14 protein-coding genes, 1 pseudogene and 1 riboswitch are annotated in these 19,834 nt (G+C 67.8%); of the genes and pseudogenes, 4 read left to right on the forward strand and 11 right to left on the reverse strand.

The genetic code is table 11. The annotated features are described in order from the left end of the window. Nucleotides 1-12 precede the first annotated feature (12 nt). From ABZ208_RS35035 to ABZ208_RS35070, 8 genes are all read right to left on the reverse strand, one after another. On the reverse strand, nt 13-1,383 hold the full coding sequence (locus tag ABZ208_RS35035) for an oligopeptide/dipeptide ABC transporter ATP-binding protein (RefSeq protein WP_356913480.1): 1,371 nt from the start codon (nt 1,381-1,383) through the stop codon (nt 13-15). After that, nucleotides 1,380-2,378 (reverse strand): ABC transporter ATP-binding protein, encoded by a 999-nt coding sequence (locus ABZ208_RS35040; RefSeq protein ID WP_356913481.1) that lies wholly within the window; start codon nt 2,376-2,378, stop codon nt 1,380-1,382. Before ABZ208_RS35040 ends, ABZ208_RS35035 begins: the two co-directional genes overlap by 4 nt. Before the next feature lie 6 nt (nt 2,379-2,384). Further along, a complete protein-coding gene (locus ABZ208_RS35045) occupies nt 2,385-3,347 on the reverse strand; it encodes an ABC transporter permease (RefSeq protein WP_356913482.1) in 963 nt (320 codons plus the stop codon). A gap of 1 nt (nt 3,348) precedes the next feature. Next, nucleotides 3,349-4,353, reverse strand: a complete 1,005-nt coding sequence (locus ABZ208_RS35050; RefSeq protein ID WP_356913483.1) for an ABC transporter permease — start codon at nt 4,351-4,353, stop codon at nt 3,349-3,351. An 85-nt stretch (nt 4,354-4,438) separates the two neighbouring features. Beyond that, the gene (locus tag ABZ208_RS35055) at nt 4,439-6,106 is read right to left on the reverse strand and encodes an ABC transporter substrate-binding protein (protein WP_356913484.1); all 1,668 of its coding nucleotides are present in this window, start codon (nt 6,104-6,106) and stop codon (nt 4,439-4,441) included. A gap of 217 nt (nt 6,107-6,323) precedes the next feature. After that, on the reverse strand, nt 6,324-7,112 hold the full coding sequence (locus ABZ208_RS35060) for an enhanced serine sensitivity protein SseB C-terminal domain-containing protein (RefSeq protein WP_356913485.1): 789 nt from the start codon (nt 7,110-7,112) through the stop codon (nt 6,324-6,326). A 113-nt stretch (nt 7,113-7,225) separates the two neighbouring features. After that, nucleotides 7,226-7,996: an enhanced serine sensitivity protein SseB gene (locus tag ABZ208_RS35065; protein WP_356913486.1), complete on the reverse strand. Its 771-nt coding sequence runs from the start codon at nt 7,994-7,996 to the stop codon at nt 7,226-7,228. 311 nt (nt 7,997-8,307) lie between these two features. After that, the gene (locus ABZ208_RS35070) at nt 8,308-8,976 is read right to left on the reverse strand and encodes an AAA family ATPase (RefSeq protein WP_356913487.1); all 669 of its coding nucleotides are present in this window, start codon (nt 8,974-8,976) and stop codon (nt 8,308-8,310) included. A 178-nt stretch (nt 8,977-9,154) separates the two neighbouring features. Beyond that, nucleotides 9,155-9,252, forward strand: a riboswitch (glycine riboswitch). A gap of 148 nt (nt 9,253-9,400) precedes the next feature. Between ABZ208_RS35070 and gcvT the strand changes: the two genes are divergently transcribed. The 4 genes from gcvT to ABZ208_RS35090 all read left to right on the forward strand — a co-directional run bounded on the left by gcvT (nt 9,401) and on the right by ABZ208_RS35090 (nt 13,742). Next, entirely contained in the window at nt 9,401-10,516 is a 1,116-nt protein-coding gene (gene gcvT, locus ABZ208_RS35075; RefSeq protein ID WP_356913488.1) for a glycine cleavage system aminomethyltransferase GcvT, read from the forward strand. A gap of 58 nt (nt 10,517-10,574) precedes the next feature. Next, entirely contained in the window at nt 10,575-10,949 is a 375-nt protein-coding gene (gcvH, locus tag ABZ208_RS35080) for a glycine cleavage system protein GcvH (RefSeq protein WP_328396192.1), read from the forward strand. Nucleotides 10,950-10,973: 24 nt separating this feature from the next. Then, entirely contained in the window at nt 10,974-12,239 is a 1,266-nt protein-coding gene (gene glyA, locus ABZ208_RS35085) for a serine hydroxymethyltransferase (protein ID WP_356913489.1), read from the forward strand. Between the two features lie 135 nt (nt 12,240-12,374). Further along, nucleotides 12,375-13,742, forward strand: coding sequence for an L-serine ammonia-lyase (locus ABZ208_RS35090; protein WP_356913490.1), 1,368 nt, complete (start codon nt 12,375-12,377; stop codon nt 13,740-13,742). 481 nt (nt 13,743-14,223) lie between these two features. On the opposite strand, the gene ABZ208_RS35095 is transcribed toward ABZ208_RS35090, so the two are convergent. The 3 genes and pseudogenes from ABZ208_RS35095 to ABZ208_RS35105 all read right to left on the reverse strand — a co-directional run. Next, entirely contained in the window at nt 14,224-14,850 is a 627-nt protein-coding gene (locus ABZ208_RS35095) for a hypothetical protein (protein WP_356913491.1), read from the reverse strand. A gap of 89 nt (nt 14,851-14,939) precedes the next feature. Next, the gene (locus ABZ208_RS35100; RefSeq protein WP_356913492.1) at nt 14,940-15,251 is read right to left on the reverse strand and encodes a hypothetical protein; all 312 of its coding nucleotides are present in this window, start codon (nt 15,249-15,251) and stop codon (nt 14,940-14,942) included. A gap of 1,151 nt (nt 15,252-16,402) precedes the next feature. Beyond that, nucleotides 16,403-19,834: pseudogene (locus tag ABZ208_RS35105) on the reverse strand (DUF6531 domain-containing protein); the annotation flags it as partial.

Below are 19,834 nucleotides of genomic sequence, written 5' to 3' on the forward strand. Positions count from 1 at the left end.
CGGGAGGTGTCCTCACCCGGCCTTGGCAGCTCCCTCGCCGGCCTCGGCGGAGTCCTTCGCCTCCTCGGACCCGGCGCCTTCAGCGCTCTGCCCGGCGGGGGCCTCGGGGACGTCGGTCCCGGCGTCCGCCTCCGCATCGGACTCGGCGTCCGAGTCCTTCGCCTCCGCCGCGGCGCCCTCCTCGCCCACCGCGTCGGCCGGCTCGGTCTCGTCGTCCGCGGTCCGGGCGGCCGGGATGCCCACCGGCTGCGCGTCGGACTTCTCGTCCGCCCCGTCCTCGTCCGCATCGGCGACCTCGGCGACGGCCCCGGCCTTCACCGGCTCGGCCTGCTCCGCGACCTCCGCCGTCGCCGTGACGGCCTCGATACCCGTCGCACGGGTCCGCGCCACCGTCCCGGCCTCGATCTCCGCCGCGAAGTGGCAGGCCACCTTGTGGCCGCCGCCCACGTCCTTCAGCGTCGGACGCTCCGTCGCGCACAGCGTGTCCTGCGCCCACGGGCAGCGGGTGTGGAAACGGCAGCCCGCCGGCGGATTGGCGGGCGACGGCAGATCGCCGTGCAGCAGGATCCGCTCGCGCCGGTCCTCGACCTCCGGGTCGGGCACCGGTACCGCGGACATCAGCGCCTTGGTGTACGGGTGCTTCGGCCCGGCGTACAGCGCGTCGCTCGGCGCCTCCTCCACCAGGCCGCCCAGGTACATGACCCCGATGACGTCCGAGATGTGCCGGACGACGGCGAGGTCATGGGCGATGACCAGGTAGGTGAGACCCAGCGACTCCTGGAGCTCCTCCAGGAGGTTGATCACCTGCGCCTGGATCGACACGTCGAGTGCCGACACCGGCTCGTCACAGATGATCACGTCCGGCTCGAGGACCAGCGCCCGGGCGATGCCGATGCGCTGGCGCTGCCCGCCGGAGAACTCGTGCGGATAGCGCGACAGCGCATTGTCCGGCAGGCCGACCTTGGCGAGGATCGCCTTGATCTTCTCCCGCCGGTCCTTCTGGTTCTCGCCGATGCCGTGCGCGGCCATGCCCTCGGACAGGATCGACTCGATGTTCTGCCGCGGGTTGAGACTGCCCAGCGGGTCCTGGAACACCATCTGGAGACGGCGCCGGAACGAGCGCATCTTCTCGTCGGACAGCTTGGCCAGGTCCGTACCGTCGAAGACGACCTCGCCGTCGGTGATGTCCACGAGCCTCAGTACGGCACGGCCCAGGGTGGTCTTGCCACAGCCCGACTCGCCCACCAGGCCGTACGTCTGACCGGCTTCGACGCTCAGCGAGACGCCGTCGACGGCGTACACATGGCCGACCGTCCGGTCGAAGATGACGCCCTTCTTGACGGGGAAGTGGACCTTCACATCGTCGAGTTCGAGCAGACTCATGCCGAGACCTCCGCCTTGGGCTTGGGAAGGACCGGGTTGACGCAACGCACCTGGTGTCCGGCCGCGCGTGGTTCGGTCAGTTCGGGTGTGCCGGTCAGGCACTCCATCGTGTAGAAGTCGCAGCGGGGCGCGAAGGCACAGCCGTCGGCCCAGGCGATCTTGTCGTTGATGGATCCGCGGATCGGGTTGAGCGGCTCCCCGCGCGGTGCGTCGAGACGCGGGATGGAGCCGAGCAGGCCGTGCGCGTACGGGTGGGTGGGGTGCGCGAACAGCTCGCGGCGGCCCGCCGATTCCACCGCACGGCCCGCGTACAGCACATTGACCTGGTCGCACAGGCCGGCCACGACACCCAGGTCATGGGTGATCATCAGCAGGGCGGTGCCCTCCTGGTCGACCAGTTCCTTCAGGAGCTCGAGGATCTGCGCCTGGATGGTCACATCCAGCGCCGTGGTCGGCTCGTCGGCGATCAGCAGGCGCGGCGCACAGGCGACCGCCATGGCGATGAGCGCACGCTGGCGCATACCGCCGGACAGCTGGTGCGGATACTCCTTCAGCCGCCGCGTGGGGTCGGGGATGCCGACCCGGTCCAGCAGATGGGCGGCCTCCTTGCGGGCCGCCTCCCCCTTGAGGCCGCGGTGGCGCTGAAGGATCTCGGTGACCTGAATGCCGATGGGGATCACCGGGTTCAGCGAGGACAGCGGGTCCTGGAAGATCATCGCCAGCTGGCTGCCGCGCATGTCCCGCAGCTTGCGCGGGCTCATGGCGAGCAGGTTCTGGCCGTCGAAGTCGGCACGTCCGCCGATCTTCACACCTTTGCCGGGCAGCAGACCCATCAGGGCGAGCGAGGTCACGGACTTGCCGCAGCCGGACTCGCCCACCAGGCCGACGACCTGGCCCTGGTCGACGTCGAAGGAGACGCCGTCCACGGCCGTCGAGTCCTTGCGGCCCTTGGCGGTGAAGGTGACGCTGAGTTCGTCAACAGAGAGCAGTGCCATGGGACTTCAGCCTCGCAGCTTCGGGTCGAGGGCTTCGCGCATGGCCTCGCCGAGCAGGGTGAAGCCAAGGGCGGTGATGATGATGCCGATGGCCGGATAGGCCGACATCATGGGCTCGTTGTCGAAGAACCGCTGCGCCTGGGAGAGCATCACACCCCATTCGGGGATGGCCGGGTCGGGGTTGCCGAGACCCAGGTAGGACAGGGCAGCGGCCTCGATGATCGCGGTGGCGAGGCTGAGGGTCGCCTGGACGATCACCGGGCTGAGCGAGTTCGGCAGGATCTGGGTGAGGACGATCCGCTTCTTCCGAATGCCGAGCGCCTTGGCCGCGAGCACATAGTCCGCGCCGCCCTGGGCCAGCATGGAACCGCGCAGCAGACGGGCGAAGATCGGGATCTGGACGACACCGACGGCGATCATCACCGTGGTCAGGGACTGGCCCATGACCGCGGCGATCGAGACGGCCAGCAGCAGCGACGGCAGCGAGAGCATGATGTCGGTGATCCGCATGATCACGGTGTCGATCCGCTGTCCCGCCGGGCCGCCGAGGGTCGCGGCCGCGCCGGAAAGGACACCGACGACCGCACCGATGACCAGGCCGATCAGCATCGAGACGACACCGACCAGCAGGGTCTGCCGGGCTCCGACGAGGATCCGGGAGAACATGTCCCGGCCCAAGTGGTCGAGGCCGAACCAGTTCTCGCCGCGCATGCCGACGAACTTGCCCTGATTGGGGAACACCTCGCCGCGCCAGGTCTGCGCGGTGGGGGTGTGCGGTGCGATCCACGGCCCGATGATCGCGATCACGACGAACAGCGCGATGATCACGGCGCCGATGACGGCCATCTTGCTCGACCGGAGCCGGCGCATCGCCTCGCGCCACAGGCTGGCGCCCGAGGTCGTCTCGGTCTTCTGAGTCAGCGCGGCCAGCCGGTCGATCTTGTCGGCCTTCTTGGTCATGGTCGTCACGTCAGTTCACCCGCACTCTCGGGTCGATGAGGCTGTACGCGAGGTCGACCAGCAGGTTGATGAGGACATACACCATCGCGATGAAGAGGATGAACCCGACGAGCACCGGGTAGTCGCGGGCGTCGATCGAAGAGCGGATGAAGGAGCCGATACCACCGAAGGAGAACACCGACTCGGTCAGCACCGCCCCTGACAGCAGGCTGCCGGTCAGCAGACCGATCGTGGTGGTGACAGGCAGCAGCGCGTTGCGCAGGACGTGCCGGCCCCGGACGACCCGCTTGTCGAGGCCCTTGGACTCGGCGGTTCGGACATAGTCCTCGCCCAGCACCTCCAGGACGCTGGCCCTGGTCATCCGCACGATGACGGCGAGCGGGATGGAGGAGAGAGCGACGGCGGGCAGCACCAGGTGCATGATCGCGTCCCAGCTCGCGTCGAACTCACCGGTCAGCAGGCCGTCGAGGACGGCGAACCCGGTGACCTCGGTGGCGTTGATGCCGCTCTCGAGCCGTCCGTAGCTCGGGAAAAGGTGCAGCGTTTCGGAGAAAACACCCTTGAGCAGCAGGGCGAGGAAGAACACCGGAATGCAGATGCCTATGAGCGAGCCGGATACGGATGCGACATCGAGCCAGCCGCCGCGGCGCTTGGCCGCGAGGTAGCCGAGCGGGATGCCGACAACGATGGCAATCAGCATCGCGGCGATGCTCAGTTCCACGGTCGCCGGGAAGCGCAGGGTGAACTCCTCCCACACCGGCTGACCGGTCTGGGTGGACGTGCCCAGGTCCAGTTCGAAGATGCGCTTGAGGAAGCGCCAGTACTGGACGTAGACGGGCTGGTCGAGCCCCAACGCCCTGTTGATTCGTGCCACTTCGGCTTCGGTCGCCCGCTCGCCCAGGATCGCTGAGGCGGGTCCGCCGGGCAGCCGGTTCAGCCACAGGAAGAGCAGAACCGACAGGCCGAGCAGGGTGGGAATGAGCTGTAGCAGTCTTCTTACGACGAGTCGCAGCACCCCGCATGCCCCTTTCTCACGTGCGTCGATGCGGGTCCGCCCGGCCACCGAGGATCTGTGGCCGGGCGGACCCGCTGGTGTGCGATTACTTGAAGGAGACCTCGGCGAAGTTCTCCTGCGTCAGCGGGGAGACGTTCGGCGGGTTGACGTTCTTGGCGAACGCGATGGCCGGCGGGGAGGACGAGATCGGGAGACCCGGCAGGTACTCCATGATCGTCTCGTTGGCCTTCTTGTAGGCCTCGACGCGGCCCGCGGGGTCGGTGACCTTCGACGCGGCGTTCACCGAGTCGAAGACCTTCTTGTCCTTGAAGCCCCACTGCTTGTCGGCGCCGGCGAACCAGGTCCCGATGAAGTTGAAGCCGTCGTTGAAGTCACCGGTCCAGCCGAGCATGTGCAGCGCGCAGGAGCCGGCCTCGGTGGCGTCCAGGTAGTCCGGGGCCCACTTCATGGCCTTCGGGGTGACCGTGATGCCGGCCTTCTCCAGGTCGGCCTTCATCAGCTCGAACATGTCCTGCGGGGCAGGCATGTACGGGCGGGTGACCTCGGTCGGGTAGCAGAACTCGATCTTGAGCTTCTCCTCACCCGCGCCCTTGAGGAGCTGCTTGGCCTTGTCCGTGTCGAACTCGTACTTCTTCACGTTCTCGGAGAAGCCGGCGACCGTGTCGGGCATGAACTGCGTGGCGACCTTGCCGCCCTCGGGCAGCTGGGTCTTGACGATGTTCTCGCGGTCGATGGCGTGCGCGATGGCCTGCCGGACCTCGGGCTTCTTCAGCGCCGGGTTCTTCGACTGGGTCATACCGACGTAGAAGAGGTTGAAGACATCACGGGTCGGGACCTTGTAGCCCTCGCCCTCGAGCGTCTTGATGTCGGCGGGCGCAACGAGGTCGTAGCCGTCGATGTCACCGGCCCGGAGCGCCTGACGGCGACCGTCCTCGGTGTCGATCGTACGGAAGATCAGGTTCTTGATCTTGGCCTTCTCGCCCCAGTAGTCGTCGAAGCGCTCGAGCGAGACTTCCTTGTTGCCCTTGTTCCACTTCACGATCTTGTACGGGCCGGTACCGGCGACCGTGCCGGCCTCCTGGCTGTATTTGGGGTACGTGATCGCGTCACCCTTGGCGCTCGCGTCCTGCTTCTCGTACTCCTTGATGGCCTTGGGCGAGTGGATCGCCAGGGCCTGGAGCGAGAAGCCGCCGGGGAGGTTGGCCGAGGGCTCGTTGATCTCGATGACAGCGGTGCTGTCGTCCTTCGCGGTGCAGGACTTGTAGTTCGCCTTCGGCGCTTCCTTGTCCTCGTTCTTCGCGAAGCCGCCCATGATGGACTGCCAGTAGTACGAGACCGCGCTGGACTGGTAGGTGCCCTTCCAGTTGAACCAGTGGTCGTAGTTCGCGCAGACCGCGGCGGCGTTGAACGCCTCACCGTCGTGGAACTTCACGTCCTTGCGAAGATTGAACGTCCACACGGTGCCGGCCGGGTTGCTCGACCACTTCTCGGCGAGACCACCGACGAGCTTGCTGCCGCCGGACTCGTGCTCGAGCAGCGCCTCGAACGCCTGACGGGTGACACGGAAGGTCTCACCGTCACTCGCGAGCGCAGGGTCCAGGGAACCGGGGTCACCGGCACCGGCGAAGACGAAGGTGTCCTTGGCGCCGGCCTTGTCGTCCTTGCCGCGCTCACTGGAGCATCCCGTCGCGATCAGACCGACGGCCACCGCCGCCGTGATCGCCCGGACAACGCCGGACTTGAATATTCGCATGGGTCCACCCCTGGTTCGCCATGTGGTGAGGTCTTGACGGCCGAACACTACAGATCGGAGACACCACGGAGAACAGTCCGGATAGCGGTGATACCTAGCTGAGACCCGGACATTCAACAAACCGGGCAGTTCCGGGACATCCTTGCCGGGCTTGTTAACACTCTTGACATAAGTGCCTGTTCAGGCGTGTGTGTTCGAAGGGTGTCTCGAAGGGTGGTCAGCGTCCGACGGGCGGCGGATATCCGTAGCCGCCGGCTGCGGGAGCGCCGCCGTGGGCCTCACGGTCGTAGAACGGGCGTGCGTTGGCCCGCAGCCACATCGTGACCGGGTCGTACTCGTCGGACATCGCGACCGTGGACACCGGAAGGCCGTCCGGGACCGCGCCGACCGACTGCTGCATCATCGCGCGCACCGCGTCCACGGACTGCGGGCTGGTGTCGTAGAGGTCCAGGCCGACGGCGAGATACGCGGCGCCGATCGCGGGCTGCACCCAGGCGCGGCGGAGCGAGCGGACCGCGGGGGTGCGGTGGGCGTTCTGCGCCAGCAGCCCGTAGAACTGCGGGATCTCGATCGCCGGTTCGGACAGGCGCAGCGGCCCGGCCGGCATGCGGTCGAGTCCGGTGGCGATACGGCGCAGGTCCAGCCAGGGAATGCCCACGCCGCCACCGGGGGCATGCGGATTGAGCCAGATGCCCCAGCGCTCCGGGTACAGCGCACGGGCGATGTCGCGTCCGCTGACCACCTCGTGCGCGCGGTTCCAGCCGGAGACGGCGAGCTCCTGGGCGGAGGTGACGCACGGCGCGTATCCCACACCGTCGACGTCCATGTTTCCGTACTGGGCGTCGGGGGATCCGGGCTGACCGTGCCACAGCAGCATCCAGATCCGGCCGCCCGCGGGGTCCGCGAGGGCGCGCAGCAGTGCCTCGTACGCGTCGTAGCGTCCGGGAGTCACCTGGCGCAGCATGTGCTCGACCTGCCCGGTCGCCGCGGTGCCTGACGCGCTCACTCTGGTTCCGCCCCTCTTGTGTCCCTCTTCGATCCGGCCATCGGCACTGCTTCACGGCCTCCGGTCAGGCCATGGAACCAGCTTAATCCGCAGTCCTTACACAGACTTGACGACTACCCGTGCCGGCGCTGGTAGAAGGGCCGGACCCGCTCCAGCATCCAGTCGCCGACGGGGTCCTGGGCTATGTCCAGCAGGACGAGGTTGACCGGCCAGCCGAGCTGTACCCGGCTCAGCGCACGGCCGAGCGCGTCCATCGGGGCATTGCGGTCGGAGCCCTCGAAGGAGGAGAGCTGGACGCCGATGAACAGGACCGGCGCATCCCCCTCGACGGAGGCGAGGGCACGGCGGGCGGTCAGGACGATTCCGGTCGCCTCGAACTCTCCGGCGGCGGCCGAGAGGAAGTCGACCGGCTCCTCCTGCCAGTCCGGCTCGAACAGCCGCACCCTCCCTCCGGTGGCAGGCCCCTCGAGCGGGGTACGCCCCACCCGGCACAGCTCGGCGACGGCGGGCGGAGGCAGCGGGACGCCGACGGCGCCGCCGGGGTTCACGGCGATGCCGAGCTGCGGGGGCAGCCCGCGCGCGAATTCCCGGGCGGGCGCGACGGTGAAGGACATATGGCTCCCGACGCAGGCGAAGAACTGCTGCTCGGAGCTGAAGACAGGGACGTAAGGGGCGCCCTCGATCTCCACGGTGGGCAGATCGAGATTCGGGCTGTCGGGGCCGCCACCGCTCGGCAGCGGGACCCAGACGTGGCTGCGGCCGAGCACCTCGACCAGCCGCCCTCCGGCCGCGGGGTTGCCCAGCGCGGCGCCGAGCACCTGTTCCAGCTCATTGCCCGGCCAGCCGCTGTACGGCTGCTGGTGGGTGTGCTCCGAAGTCTCCATGTGCGTGTCCTTCTCCCCCGGTCCTCCCCCGCACGTTCCGGGGTCGCGCCCCCGACGATAACGGGTCCCTCCCGGCCCACGGCGACCCGTCCGGGTGCCGGAAGGCCCCCGGACGGTCGCATCGGCCGAGGAGGCGTCGCGGCGCAGCGCGGCACGCAAGGCCTTTTCTCACGCACCGACCGGGGCCGCGGTGGCCGGCCGAGAGCCCACCCTGCGGGACCCGGGCCCGCGCACATTGCGTGCAGCACGGGGCGCCGCAGGCGGACGCGACGGCGGCCCGTCCGCCCCGACCCGCCCGTCCGCCCGCCCGGCTACTCCTCGGTGAAGCCCAGCCGCGTCAGCCCCGCCGCCGCCGCGCGGTCCAGCAGCACCGCCGAGGCGCAGCCGGCCGGGAGCCGGCCCGATTCCGCGGCCGCGAGCAGGCGGGCGACCGCCCGGCGGTGGCGGGCGAAGGCGTAGCCGGAGACGCCGCGACCACGCTCACGCTGGCCCTCGCGGGCCACCCGCGGGGTGACGTCGAGCAGTACGAGATGCAGCCCGGTCCCGCGTCTGCGCACCTCGCGGGCGATCCAGCGCCGCACCCAGGCCTGGGTGCCGCAGTCGTGGACGACCACGCTGCGACCCGAGCGCAGTGCGCGCCGCAGACCCGCGTAGTGGGCGATACGGACGAACGGCCGGTACACCGTGTACGGCAGCAGGCGGGGCATACGGGCGTCCCACCTGTCCCGGGTGTCCTGGGAGTCGATCCCGAGACCGCGTGCGGCCCGCTCGATCAGCGTGGACTTTCCGCTGCCGGGCAGACCGGAGACGATCACCACGTCACCGGCGGCGAAGACAAGGCTGTGCGGACCGCGCCCCGATCGGTGCCTCAGGTCGCGCAGGACGGATGCACCGGCCTGGCCGCGGCCCCGGACGGGGACCGCCGGCTGAGCGGGTACTCCCGCTGACGTGGCATATGCGCCGGACGGCTGCAAGGTCATCACCCTCCCCCATCTCGGGACACCCATCACCCTTGCCCATAAAGCGTAAAGAAATGGTAATGCCACTCAACCTATTTATGGCGGCGCGACACGGGCGTCCTCACACCCGCTTCCCGGCCACCGCCCACTCTTCCCCGATGCGTGCAATGATGTGCGCGCCAACTGCATACCGGCCGCTTGAATCCGCGCGGGAGAGTCCCGGCCACCTGGTGTGGCGGGCGCCGAAGGAGCAAGATCCTCCCTTGAATCTCTCAGGCCCCGTACCGCGCGCGATGAGGCAGATCTGAAAAGCGAGCCGCTGTCGAGTGGCTCCACCCAAGGTGCAAGTCACGACTACCCGTACGCGGGGTCGGGGCGAACCTCTCAGGTTCCGATGACAGATGGGGAGGATTGTCCTCGCCGCCATGCCCTGGGAGCTTCATCCATGAGCAATGCCCCCCGTCTGACCGCTCTCGACGCCCTGCACCGCTCGCTGGGCGCGACCATGACCGACTTCGCGGGCTGGGACATGCCGCTGCGGTACGGCAGTGAGCGCGACGAGCACAACGCCGTCCGTACCAGGGCCGGTCTCTTCGACCTCTCCCACATGGGCGAGATCACCGTCACCGGCCCGCAGGCCGCCGCCCTCCTCGACTACGCGCTGGTCGGCAACATCGGCTCCGTCGGTATCGGCCGCGCCCGCTACACGATGATCTGCCAGGAGAGCGGCGGGATCGTCGACGACCTGATCGTCTATCGCCTCGGCGACAACGAGTACATGGTCGTCGCCAACGCGGGCAACGCGCAGATCGTCCTGGACGCCCTGACCGAGCGCGCCGGAGGCTTCGACGCCGAGGTGCGCGACGACCGTGACGCGTACGCGCTGATCGCCGTCCAGGGTCCCGAGTCCCCCGGCATCCTGAAGTCGCTGACCGACGCCGACCTGGACGGCCTGAAGTACTACGCGGGCCTGCCCGGCACGGTCGCCGGCGTGCCGGCACTGATCGCCCGTACGGGCTACACGGGCGAGGACGGCTTCGAGCTGTTCGTCGAGCCGCAGCACGCCGAGAAGCTGTGGCAGGCGCTGACCGAGGCGGGCGCCCCGGCCGGTCTGATCCCCTGCGGTCTCTCCTGCCGGGACACGCTGCGCCTGGAGGCGGGCATGCCGCTGTACGGGCATGAGCTGACCACCTCGCTGACCCCCTTCGACGCGGGGCTCGGCCGGGTCGTGAAGTTCGAGAAGAGCGGTGACTTCGTCGGCCGCGAGGCGCTGCAGGCCGCCGCCGAGCGCGCCGAGACCGACCCGCCGCGCAAGCTCGTCGGCCTGATCGCCGAGGGCCGCCGGGTGCCCCGCGCCGGCATGTCCGTGGTGGCCGGCGGAGCGGTGGTCGGCGAGGTCACGTCGGGCGCCCCGAGCCCCACCCTCGGCAAGCCGATCGCCATCGCCTACGTGGACGCGGTCCACGCCGAGCCCGGTACGCCGGGTGTCGGTGTCGACATCCGCGGCACGCACGAGCCGTACGAGGTCGTGGCGCTGCCGTTCTACAAGCGCCAGAAGTGATCGTCCGCACCCTCTCTTCGTTCACCAGCACTCCCCCGCGTACAGGAGAATTCAGGTCATGAGCAACCCCCAGCAGCTGCGCTACAGCAAGGAGCACGAGTGGCTGTCGGCCGCCGAGGACGGCGTGTCGACGGTCGGCATCACGGAGCACGCGGCCAATGCGCTCGGCGACGTGGTGTACGTCCAGCTCCCCGAGGTCGGCGACACCGTCACCGCGGGTGACACCTGCGGAGAGCTGGAGTCCACCAAGTCGGTCAGCGACCTGTACTCGCCCGTCTCCGGTGAGGTCACCGAGACCAACGAGGACGTCGTCAACGACCCGTCGCTGGTGAACTCCGCCCCGTTCGAGGGCGGTTGGCTCTTCAAGGTGCGCGTCAGCGAGGAGCCGAAGGATCTGCTCTCCGCGGACGAGTACACCGACTTCGCCAGCTGACACACGACCCGTAGGGACCGAGAGATGTCGCTTCTGAACACCCCTCTCCATGAGCTGGACCCGGACGTCGCCGCCGCCGTCGACGCCGAGCTCCACCGTCAGCAGTCCACCCTCGAAATGATCGCCTCGGAGAACTTCGCTCCGGTGGCGGTCATGGAGGCCCAGGGCTCCGTCCTCACCAACAAGTACGCCGAGGGCTACCCCGGCCGCCGCTACTACGGCGGCTGTGAGCACGTCGACGTGGTCGAGCAGATCGCGATCGACCGCATCAAGGAGCTCTTCGGCGCCGAGCACGCCAATGTCCAGCCGCACTCGGGCGCCCAGGCGAACGCGGCCGCGATGTTCGCGCTGCTGAAGCCGGGCGACACGATCATGGGCCTGAACCTGGCCCACGGCGGTCACCTGACCCACGGCATGAAGATCAACTTCTCCGGCAAGCTCTACAACGTGGTCGCCTACCACGTGGACGAGCAGACCGGTCAGGTCGACATGGCAGAGGTCGAGAAGCTCGCCAAGGAGTCCAAGCCGAAGCTGATCGTGGCCGGCTGGTCCGCGTATCCGCGTCAGCTGGACTTCGCGGCGTTCCGCCGGATCGCCGACGAGGTCGGTGCCTACCTGATGGTCGACATGGCCCACTTCGCGGGCCTGGTGGCCGCGGGCCTGCACCCCAACCCGGTGCCGCACGCCCATGTGGTCACCACCACCACGCACAAGACCCTCGGCGGTCCGCGCGGCGGTGTGATCCTGTCGACGGCCGAGCTCGCCAAGAAGATCAACTCCGCGGTCTTCCCCGGCCAGCAGGGCGGCCCGCTCGAGCACGTCATCGCGGCGAAGGCGGTCTCCTTCAAGATCGCGGCCTCCGAGGACTTCAAGGAGCGCCAGCAGCGCACGCTGGACGGCGCCCGCATCCTCGCCGAGCGTCTCGTCCGGTCCGACGTGGCCGAGCACGGTGTCTCCGTGCTGTCCGGCGGTACGGACGTGCACCTGGTCCTGGTGGACCTGCGCAACTCCGAGCTGGACGGCCAGCAGGCCGAGGACCGTCTCCACGAGGTCGGCATCACGGTCAACCGCAACGCGATCCCGAACGACCCGCGGCCGCCGATGGTCACCTCGGGTCTGCGGATCGGCACCCCGGCGCTGGCCACCCGCGGCTTCCAGGCCGATGACTTCCGCGAGGTCGCGGACATCATCGCCGAGGCGCTGAAGCCGTCGTACGACGCCGCGGGCCTGCGTGCCCGGGTCACGGCGCTGGCCGACAAGCACCCGCTTTACCCTGGGCTGACGAAGTAGTTCTTTCGGCCCGAAGCAAAACAAAACGGGGCACCGCGCACACTGGACAGTGAGTGCGGTGCCCCGCACCGCACGCTCTGAGTTATCTGCACCACCCCGGCAGACAACGGCGTCTACCAACCTGAGGAGTACCCCGTGGCCATCTCGGTCTTCGACCTGTTCTCGATCGGCATCGGCCCGTCCAGCTCCCACACGGTCGGCCCGATGCGCGCGGCGCGCATGTTCGCCCGCCGCCTCAAGAACGAGGGCCTGCTCGCCGGCACCACCGCGATACGCGCGGAGCTCTACGGCTCCCTGGGCGCGACCGGCCACGGCCACGGCACCCCGAAAGCGGTCCTGCTGGGCCTCGAGGGCAACTCTCCCCGCACCGTCGACGTCGAGACGGCCGACGACCAGGTCGAGCGGATCAAGTCGGCCCGGCGCATCAATCTGCTCGGCATGCACGAGATCGACTTCGACTTCGACGAGCATCTGGTTCTGCACCGCCGCAAGGCCCTGCCGTACCACGCCAACGGCATGACGATCTTCGCGTACGACGCCGAGGGCGCGACCGTCCTGGAGAAGACGTACTACTCGGTGGGCGGCGGCTTCGTCGTGGACGAGGACGCCGTCGGCGAGGACCGGATCAAGCTCGACGACACCGTGCTGAAGTACCCCTTCCGCACCGGCGACGAGCTGCTGCGGCTCACGAAGGAGACCGGCCTGTCGATCTCCGCGCTGATGCTGGAGAACGAGACGGCCTGGCGCTCCGAGGAGGAGATCCGCGAGGGGCTGCTGGAGATCTGGCGTGTGATGCAGGCGTGCGTGGCCCGCGGCATGTCCCGCGAGGGCATCCTGCCGGGCGGCCTCAAGGTCCGCCGCCGAGCCGCCACCACCGCCCGCAAGCTGCGCTCCGAGGGCGACCCGCAGGCGCTGGCGATGGAGTGGATCACTCTGTACGCGATGGCCGTGAACGAGGAGAACGCCGCGGGCGGCCGGGTCGTCACCGCCCCGACCAACGGCGCCGCAGGCATCATCCCCGCGGTCCTGCACTACTACATGAACTTCGTGCCCGGCGCGGACGAGGACGGCGTGGTCCGCTTCCTGCTCGCCGCCGGCGCGATCGGCATGCTCTTCAAGGAGAACGCCTCCATCTCCGGCGCCGAGGTCGGGTGCCAGGGCGAGGTCGGCTCCGCCTGCTCGATGGCGGCAGGCGCGCTGGCCGAGGTGCTCGGCGGCAGCCCCGAGCAGGTCGAGAACGCCGCGGAGATCGGCATGGAGCACAACCTGGGCCTGACCTGCGACCCGGTCGGCGGCCTCGTCCAGATCCCGTGCATCGAGCGCAACGGCATGGCGGCGGTCAAGGCCGTGACCGCGGCCCGGATGGCGATGCGCGGCGACGGCAGCCACAAGGTGTCGCTCGACAAGGTCATCAAGACCATGAAGGAGACCGGGGCGGACATGTCGGTGAAGTACAAGGAGACGGCGCGCGGCGGTCTCGCCGTGAACATCATCGAGTGCTGAGGACATGGGCCCTGACCAGCGCCTTCGTCTCTTTCAGCGCTGTCAGGGCCTTCCCTGCTTGCACAGCGGAAAGTCCCTGGAACCTCCCTGGGACAGACGTGAAAGTCCCTGGGAAGTCCCTGGGAAGTCGCTCGCAGATGGGGCGGTGACCTGGAAGTTTGTGGCAGACGTGTGGCGACAGACGTCCCTCGACGCCATGGTTGCCCAACCGGGTTCCGAAGAAGGCCCCTCATCCAGCGCCAACTTGAGCGGGACCGACTGCGCGAAGTCGTCGAAGAAGCGGCAGCCGAACACGGCCCGGTCGATCAGGCGGCGGCCGACGCCAAGCGAGCGATCCTCCGCGCCAGTGATGCGGCCGGTTCTGCAGCGCCGCGTGAGCGGCACGCCCGTGCGAAGGCCTGTCCAAGCCGGCACGACGCGTGCCCGAGATCACCGTGACGCTTCCCGGCGGCGGTTCCCTGTGTCTTATGACGAGCGTCGTTCAGGGAAGGCGCGGAACGAGCTCCAGCCAGGCACGCGTCTCCTGGAAGGCGAGGTCGTCACCTTCCAGGAGTGCGCGGAGGGGAAGCAGCGGAGTCAGCATGTTCTTGATCCGGCGCAGTTGCAGCATCTGATCCCGCGGTGCTGATTTCCACCCTTCGGCGAGCCGCGCGCCTGCCTCCGGCGACACTCCCACGTTCCGCAGGATCTCTGAGCAGAGAGAGGGAAGGTCCCGAGCCGCATCCGCGTTGCTGACCCCGAATTCCCGGATCATGCAGGCACGCACGTGGACAGACTCGGCCATCGCCTGTTGTGGCGTCTCGCTCCGCTCCTTTCTTGAGATTGCGGAGAGAGCGAGACGACCCCATCGGAGCCTGGTTTCGTACGGGAGACCACGGGACTGCATGCCGCGGACGGCGAAATCACGCAACTGTTCCCAGTGCTCCAGCGAGCAGGCCCCCGCTTCGGGTGTCAGCACGTACCGTTCCAGGTCCTCCAGCGAAGAACCGAGGAACCGGCGCCCGCTCCCGTGGCAGCCGCGCGTTTCAGGGGAACGGTCAGAGGACGGGGATTCCGGCACGTTCAGACGTTCGGCGTCGGCCAGCTCGCCTGCCAGTTCGTCCGGCATCCGATTGTGGAAGAGGCACGGTGAAAGTCCTCTTGGGTCGCTCCACGTGTGCGGATTGTTGACATACGTTGCCGGGTTCGGGGCAGGGACTAGACCCAGGGGTCCTGGGGTGCGGGGGCCGGTCGACTCATGGGACGGGTGGCTGGCCACGAGGCCTCCGTCTGGTTTCCGGCGTCGTCATAGGCGTACTGCTGCTCCGTCCAGCCCCGCGCATGGACGGCCGTGACGCGGCCTGCCGCATCCAGGTCGAAGCGGCGGGCGCCGGAGAGTGCGTCGGTGATGCCGATGAGTCCGCCGTCCGCACGGTAGGTGTACGCGCGGTGCTGCAGGCGGCGACCCGAGTTGGCGGTGACCTCCTGATCGGTGAGGCGGCCCATCGCATCAAATGCATGCTTGATCACGACTGTCGTGCCGATACGTCGTGTCAGTTCCTGTCCTGAGGCGTCGCGCTCAAAGGTCAGGGCCAGCCGGATGTGGCGAGCTCGTTGCAACGGCCGACCCGGTCGTACGCCCATGGCTACGCGTCATCTGCGGAGGCATTCCGGACGAAGCGAATCGGCAAGGTTCCCATGTCGAACCGTCGCTTCCAGATAGAGCGACACCCGTGCAGCTTCGGTTCCCCACCTTGGCACGTCAGAGCCCGTACTCGCTCTACAGTTGGCCTTCACCACGGGATGGATAGGCGGCTTGCGTGGTCACTCTCCTGGACGCCGCGGCGACGAAGAAACAGGGCATGTCCACCCGCCCGATCGGAAAAGCGGTACGGGTGGACCTGTCCTTGGTCAACGATGCCCGGCAGCGAACCGAGCAGTCTCAATGGGGTCCGGATCGTAACGCAGCAGGCTGGGATCAACTGTGTACGGAGCATCCCACCAGGCAGGTACGTACCCATCTGGGTAGTACTCGAAGGTGCGGCAACTGCTGCACCACTCCCAAAGTCGCCCGTGACCCACGAACGACTCCCCTCGCAAAGTCACTACACGACTACTTTCCACCACGTAGTAGCGGTGCAGTGTGGACTTCGAGCACACCGGGCACGCTGCTTCCGGCGCGTCATTGTGCCAATCATCGTTGAAAATGCGACGCCAGGCGGTGCGTCTTTCGAGATCGACCTCATGCCACGTGGGTTCTTCGCTCATCGATTTCCGTTGATCCAATCTTCCAGTGCGTTACCGGAGCCGTATGGAGTTCCGTCGCCCAACGAATCGGCGTGGCCATGCTCTTCCCCCTTAAAGGTTCCGTGCTTGAGGAAGTATCTCGCATGACTCAGTTCGTGGGCTATCGTGTTGGCAGCTGTCGCATCGTCATAAATTCCGTCAGGTCCAACCCGAATTATTCGACCTCCGTCCAGTTCTCGTGTGACGCCTTGAACTCCTCTTCCGAGGTCAGGGTCGAACACTACCGAGATGTCCTGTCCTGACCCTCTGAGATTAATGCCGTATTTCTTGGCCACATCCTGCAGGTAGGTGGTCTTGTCGAGCGAATTGTCCAGCGTGCGCTCCACACCCTCCTGTACCTTGCCCAGTCTCGTCCGCTCCTGCGGCGCGTCCGCCGGGCAAGGCGAAAGGCCGAGTGGATCTGCCCAGGTGTGGGGGTTTTGGACGTAGGTGGTGGGGTTGGGAGCAGGCGTCAAGCCCAAGGGGTCGGAGGTCAGATACCGAGCTGTTTCAGGGTCGTAGTGACGATTGACGTTGTAGTGGAGGCCAGTTTCAGGGTCGAAGTATTGGCCCGGGAAGCGGAGAGGTGTGTAGGTCGTGCTCGTGGCAGCCCACGTCGTAGTACCCCACAGCGCCCTGCGGCACTGCCAGGCGACGGCTCCCCCCTCGTCCAGGAGCTCGGCGGGCGCCCCAATGAGGTCGGTGACGATGGCGAAGAAGCGTTCGTCGATTGCTTCTTGTGGAGCATTCGTTGCGAGTATGCGTTCCGTCTGAGCGAGCGGACGCAGGCCGTGGTGATCCCACGTGAGGGTGACCCGGTTGGGCAGTCGTTGGGCGTCAGTCGTCTGTTCGCAGAGAGTGGTGCCATCCCAGGTGAAGTCGACTTGCTCGAGGATGCTTTCGCCGTCGTGGGCCAGTCGTTGTTTGGCGACACGGCGGCCGAAGGGGTCGTACCGGTAGAACCAGCGCGTGCCGTCGGGGGTAGTGACAGCCATGAGGCGGTCTTCAGCGTCCCATTCGTAGTGCCAGGTGTCAGGCTTGCGCGAAAGACGGGGCTTTTGACGCAGGGTGATGCGGCCAAGTGCGTCGTGTTCGTAGCGGACGCCTCCGGCACGGGTGATCACGGTGCCGGAGTAGGCGCGGAAGCCTGTAGCCTCCTGCCCTGGATGAGATGTGGGCCAGGATGCCTCGGTCTGATTGCCCGCCGCGTCGTAGGCATAGCGCTCGGTCCAGCCTGCCGCTTGGACGGCGGTGACCCGGCCGAGTGGGTCGAGGTCGAAGGCTCGGGTGCCGGTCAGCTGGTCTCTGAGGGAGACGAGATTGCCGTCACGCCGGTAGGTGTAGTCGCGGCGCTGAATGCTACGGCCCGCGCCCGTCACCTGTTGGCTGGTGAGACGGCCCAACGTGTCAAACTGGGACGCCAGAGTTATGGTCTCGCCGATGTGGCGAGTGATCTCCTGGCCCGCTGCGTCATGTTCGAAGGTGAGCGTGCGGCCCGAGGTGATGAGCGAGACAGGTCTGCCCGTAGCGTCGTATGTCCAGGTGCTGATCGCTCCGCTAGGGGTCTCCCGGCCGATTCGCCGACCGAGGCGGTCGTACTCGTACGCGATGGTTTGGCCGTTGACTGTCTCCGACGTGAGGCGGCCGTAACGATCGCGAAGGCGTGTGATGGTCGCCTCCGGGCCAACCGCCTCTCCAAGTTGGTCGAAGATGTCGTACGCGAAGGTGGTGACCTTCCCAGCCGCATCCTTGCGGACGATGCGGTCGAGTGCGTCGCGTTCGTAGCGGATGGTCTGGCCGAGTGCGTCGGTGCGTGAGGTGAGGCGGCCCGCTGCGTCGCGGGTGTAGGTGAGGGTGCGGTTGTCGAAGTCGGTCTCGGATATGAGGTGGCCGGCTGGGTCGTATTCGTAGTTCCAGGTCAGGCCCTGGGGGTTGAGTACCTGGGTGAGGCGGAGTTCGTGGTCGTGGGTGAATTCGTAGCGGACGCCGTCGGGGCCGGTGCGGGCGGTCATGAGGTCGAAGTGGGTGTAGTCGAAGCGGGAGACCTGGCCCATGGCGTCGGTGTGGGTGAGGCAGTTGCCTTCTCCGTCGTACGTCCATGACTGCTCGGTGCGGTCTGCCTCGGTACGGCGGGCCAGCTTGCCTTCCGGAGTCCATGCGAGACGGGTGGCGTTACCGAGCGGTTCGGTGAGGGTGACCGGGCGGCCGAAGGCGTCCCGTTCGATGCGGGTGACCGCGCCGAGCGGGTCGGTGATCTCGACGGGCAGACCGGCTGCGTTGCTGCGGATACTGCTGGTGTTGCCGAGTGCGTCCGTGATTTGTGTCGCGTGGCCGGCCTGGTTGAACGTGTAGCGCGTGACGGCGCCGGTCGGGTCGGCGACGGCGATGCGGTTGCCGCGTGCGTCGTATTCCTGGCGGATGGATGTCCGGTCCGGGTTGGTGATGCGTACAGGGAGACCGAGAGCGTTGTACTCCGCTGACAGCTCTCGCCCGTCCGGGCGCAGGATCGTCGTGAGCCGACCGGCATCGTCGTAGGCGAAGCGCGTGGTGCGGCCGAGTGGGTCGGTGCGGGACAGAAGGCGGTTGTAGCGGTCGCGTTCGTAGCGGGTGACTGCGCCGAGGGGGTCGATCTCTGTGACGAGCTGGTGGGCGTCGTTGATGACGAATCGGCTGACCGCTCCCGATGATGTAGTGGTCGTGGTGACGCGGAGGCCGGTCTCGGGGTCGGTGCCGCCGTAGTCGAGCCGCAGCGCTACGTGGCCGTCGACGCCGCCTTCGGCGATGCACCGGTCACGGTCGTCGTAGAGGTAGTCGTAGGAGCTGCCGTTGGTGTCGGTCCAGGAGGTGACCCGGGCGCGTTCGTCATATGTGAACTGCAGGGGCAGGCCGGAGGAGTTGGTGACGGCGGTGAGGTTGCCGTCGGTGTAGCCGTAGCGCAAGATCTCCTGATCTCCGCCGTCCCGGGCCCCGCCCGCCAGGTGCAAGGCGGTGATCCGGCCCTCGCTGGTGGTGAGTTTGAGGTGGTAGCCGCCGCTGTGCACGATCGAGGTGGGGGCGTCGGCCTGGTCGTACTCGAAGGTGATCCAGTTGCCGTTGCGGTCATCGATCTGGGCGACCAGCGCCAGGTCGTCGTGGCGCGTCGTGAAGTGCCAGACGCGGCCGGTCTCCGGGTTGCTGACGGTGTAGTCGCCGTGGGTGTCGCGATCGAGCGGCCAGCGCGGGCCGTGGCTGGGCATGACCGGAACGCCCGAAGCGGGATGCGGGTAGGACAGGAGCAGGCCGTCCTCGCACACGAAGACGACACCCTCGGAGTCGATCTCCAGACGCTGGTCTGCGGTGGAGGACCAGGACGGGCCGAACCAGCGGCCCGCGCGGTAGTCGGAGGCAACGCGGCGGCGGAAGATCAGGGGAAGGGCGCCGGGCAGGGCGATGTCCGTCTGCGGCAAGTACATCACGCCGGTCGCCAGGTCGACCGGGTCCGTGCCTTTGTGCTCGACCGCATCCGCGGTCCGGGACGGCTTGGCAGGATCGCCGACGCCACTACGTGCCGCTGTCTCCACGCCTTCCTTGATGCCGTTGCGCATGCCGGCGCGGGCGAGGGTCCTGAGGCCGCCCGCGCCTTTGGTGCCGATGAGTTCGGGGATGAGGCGTCCGATGAATTCGGCGGGGTCGCCCTTTGCTGCTTCCCAGGCGTTCTTCAGGGCGCGGTCGGGGTTGGCGGCCGTGGAGACGAGGCCGGCGAGCGTCATGTTGACGCCCTTGTAGTACTCGGCCGGGTGGGTCAGGTTGTAGCCGTCGATCGGGTTGATCGAGCGGACGAAGTTGAC

Origin of the sequence: Streptomyces sp. NPDC006208, assembly GCF_040613775.1 — a bacterium.
In the GTDB taxonomy this organism is placed as follows: Bacteria; Actinomycetota; Actinomycetes; order Streptomycetales; family Streptomycetaceae; genus Streptomyces.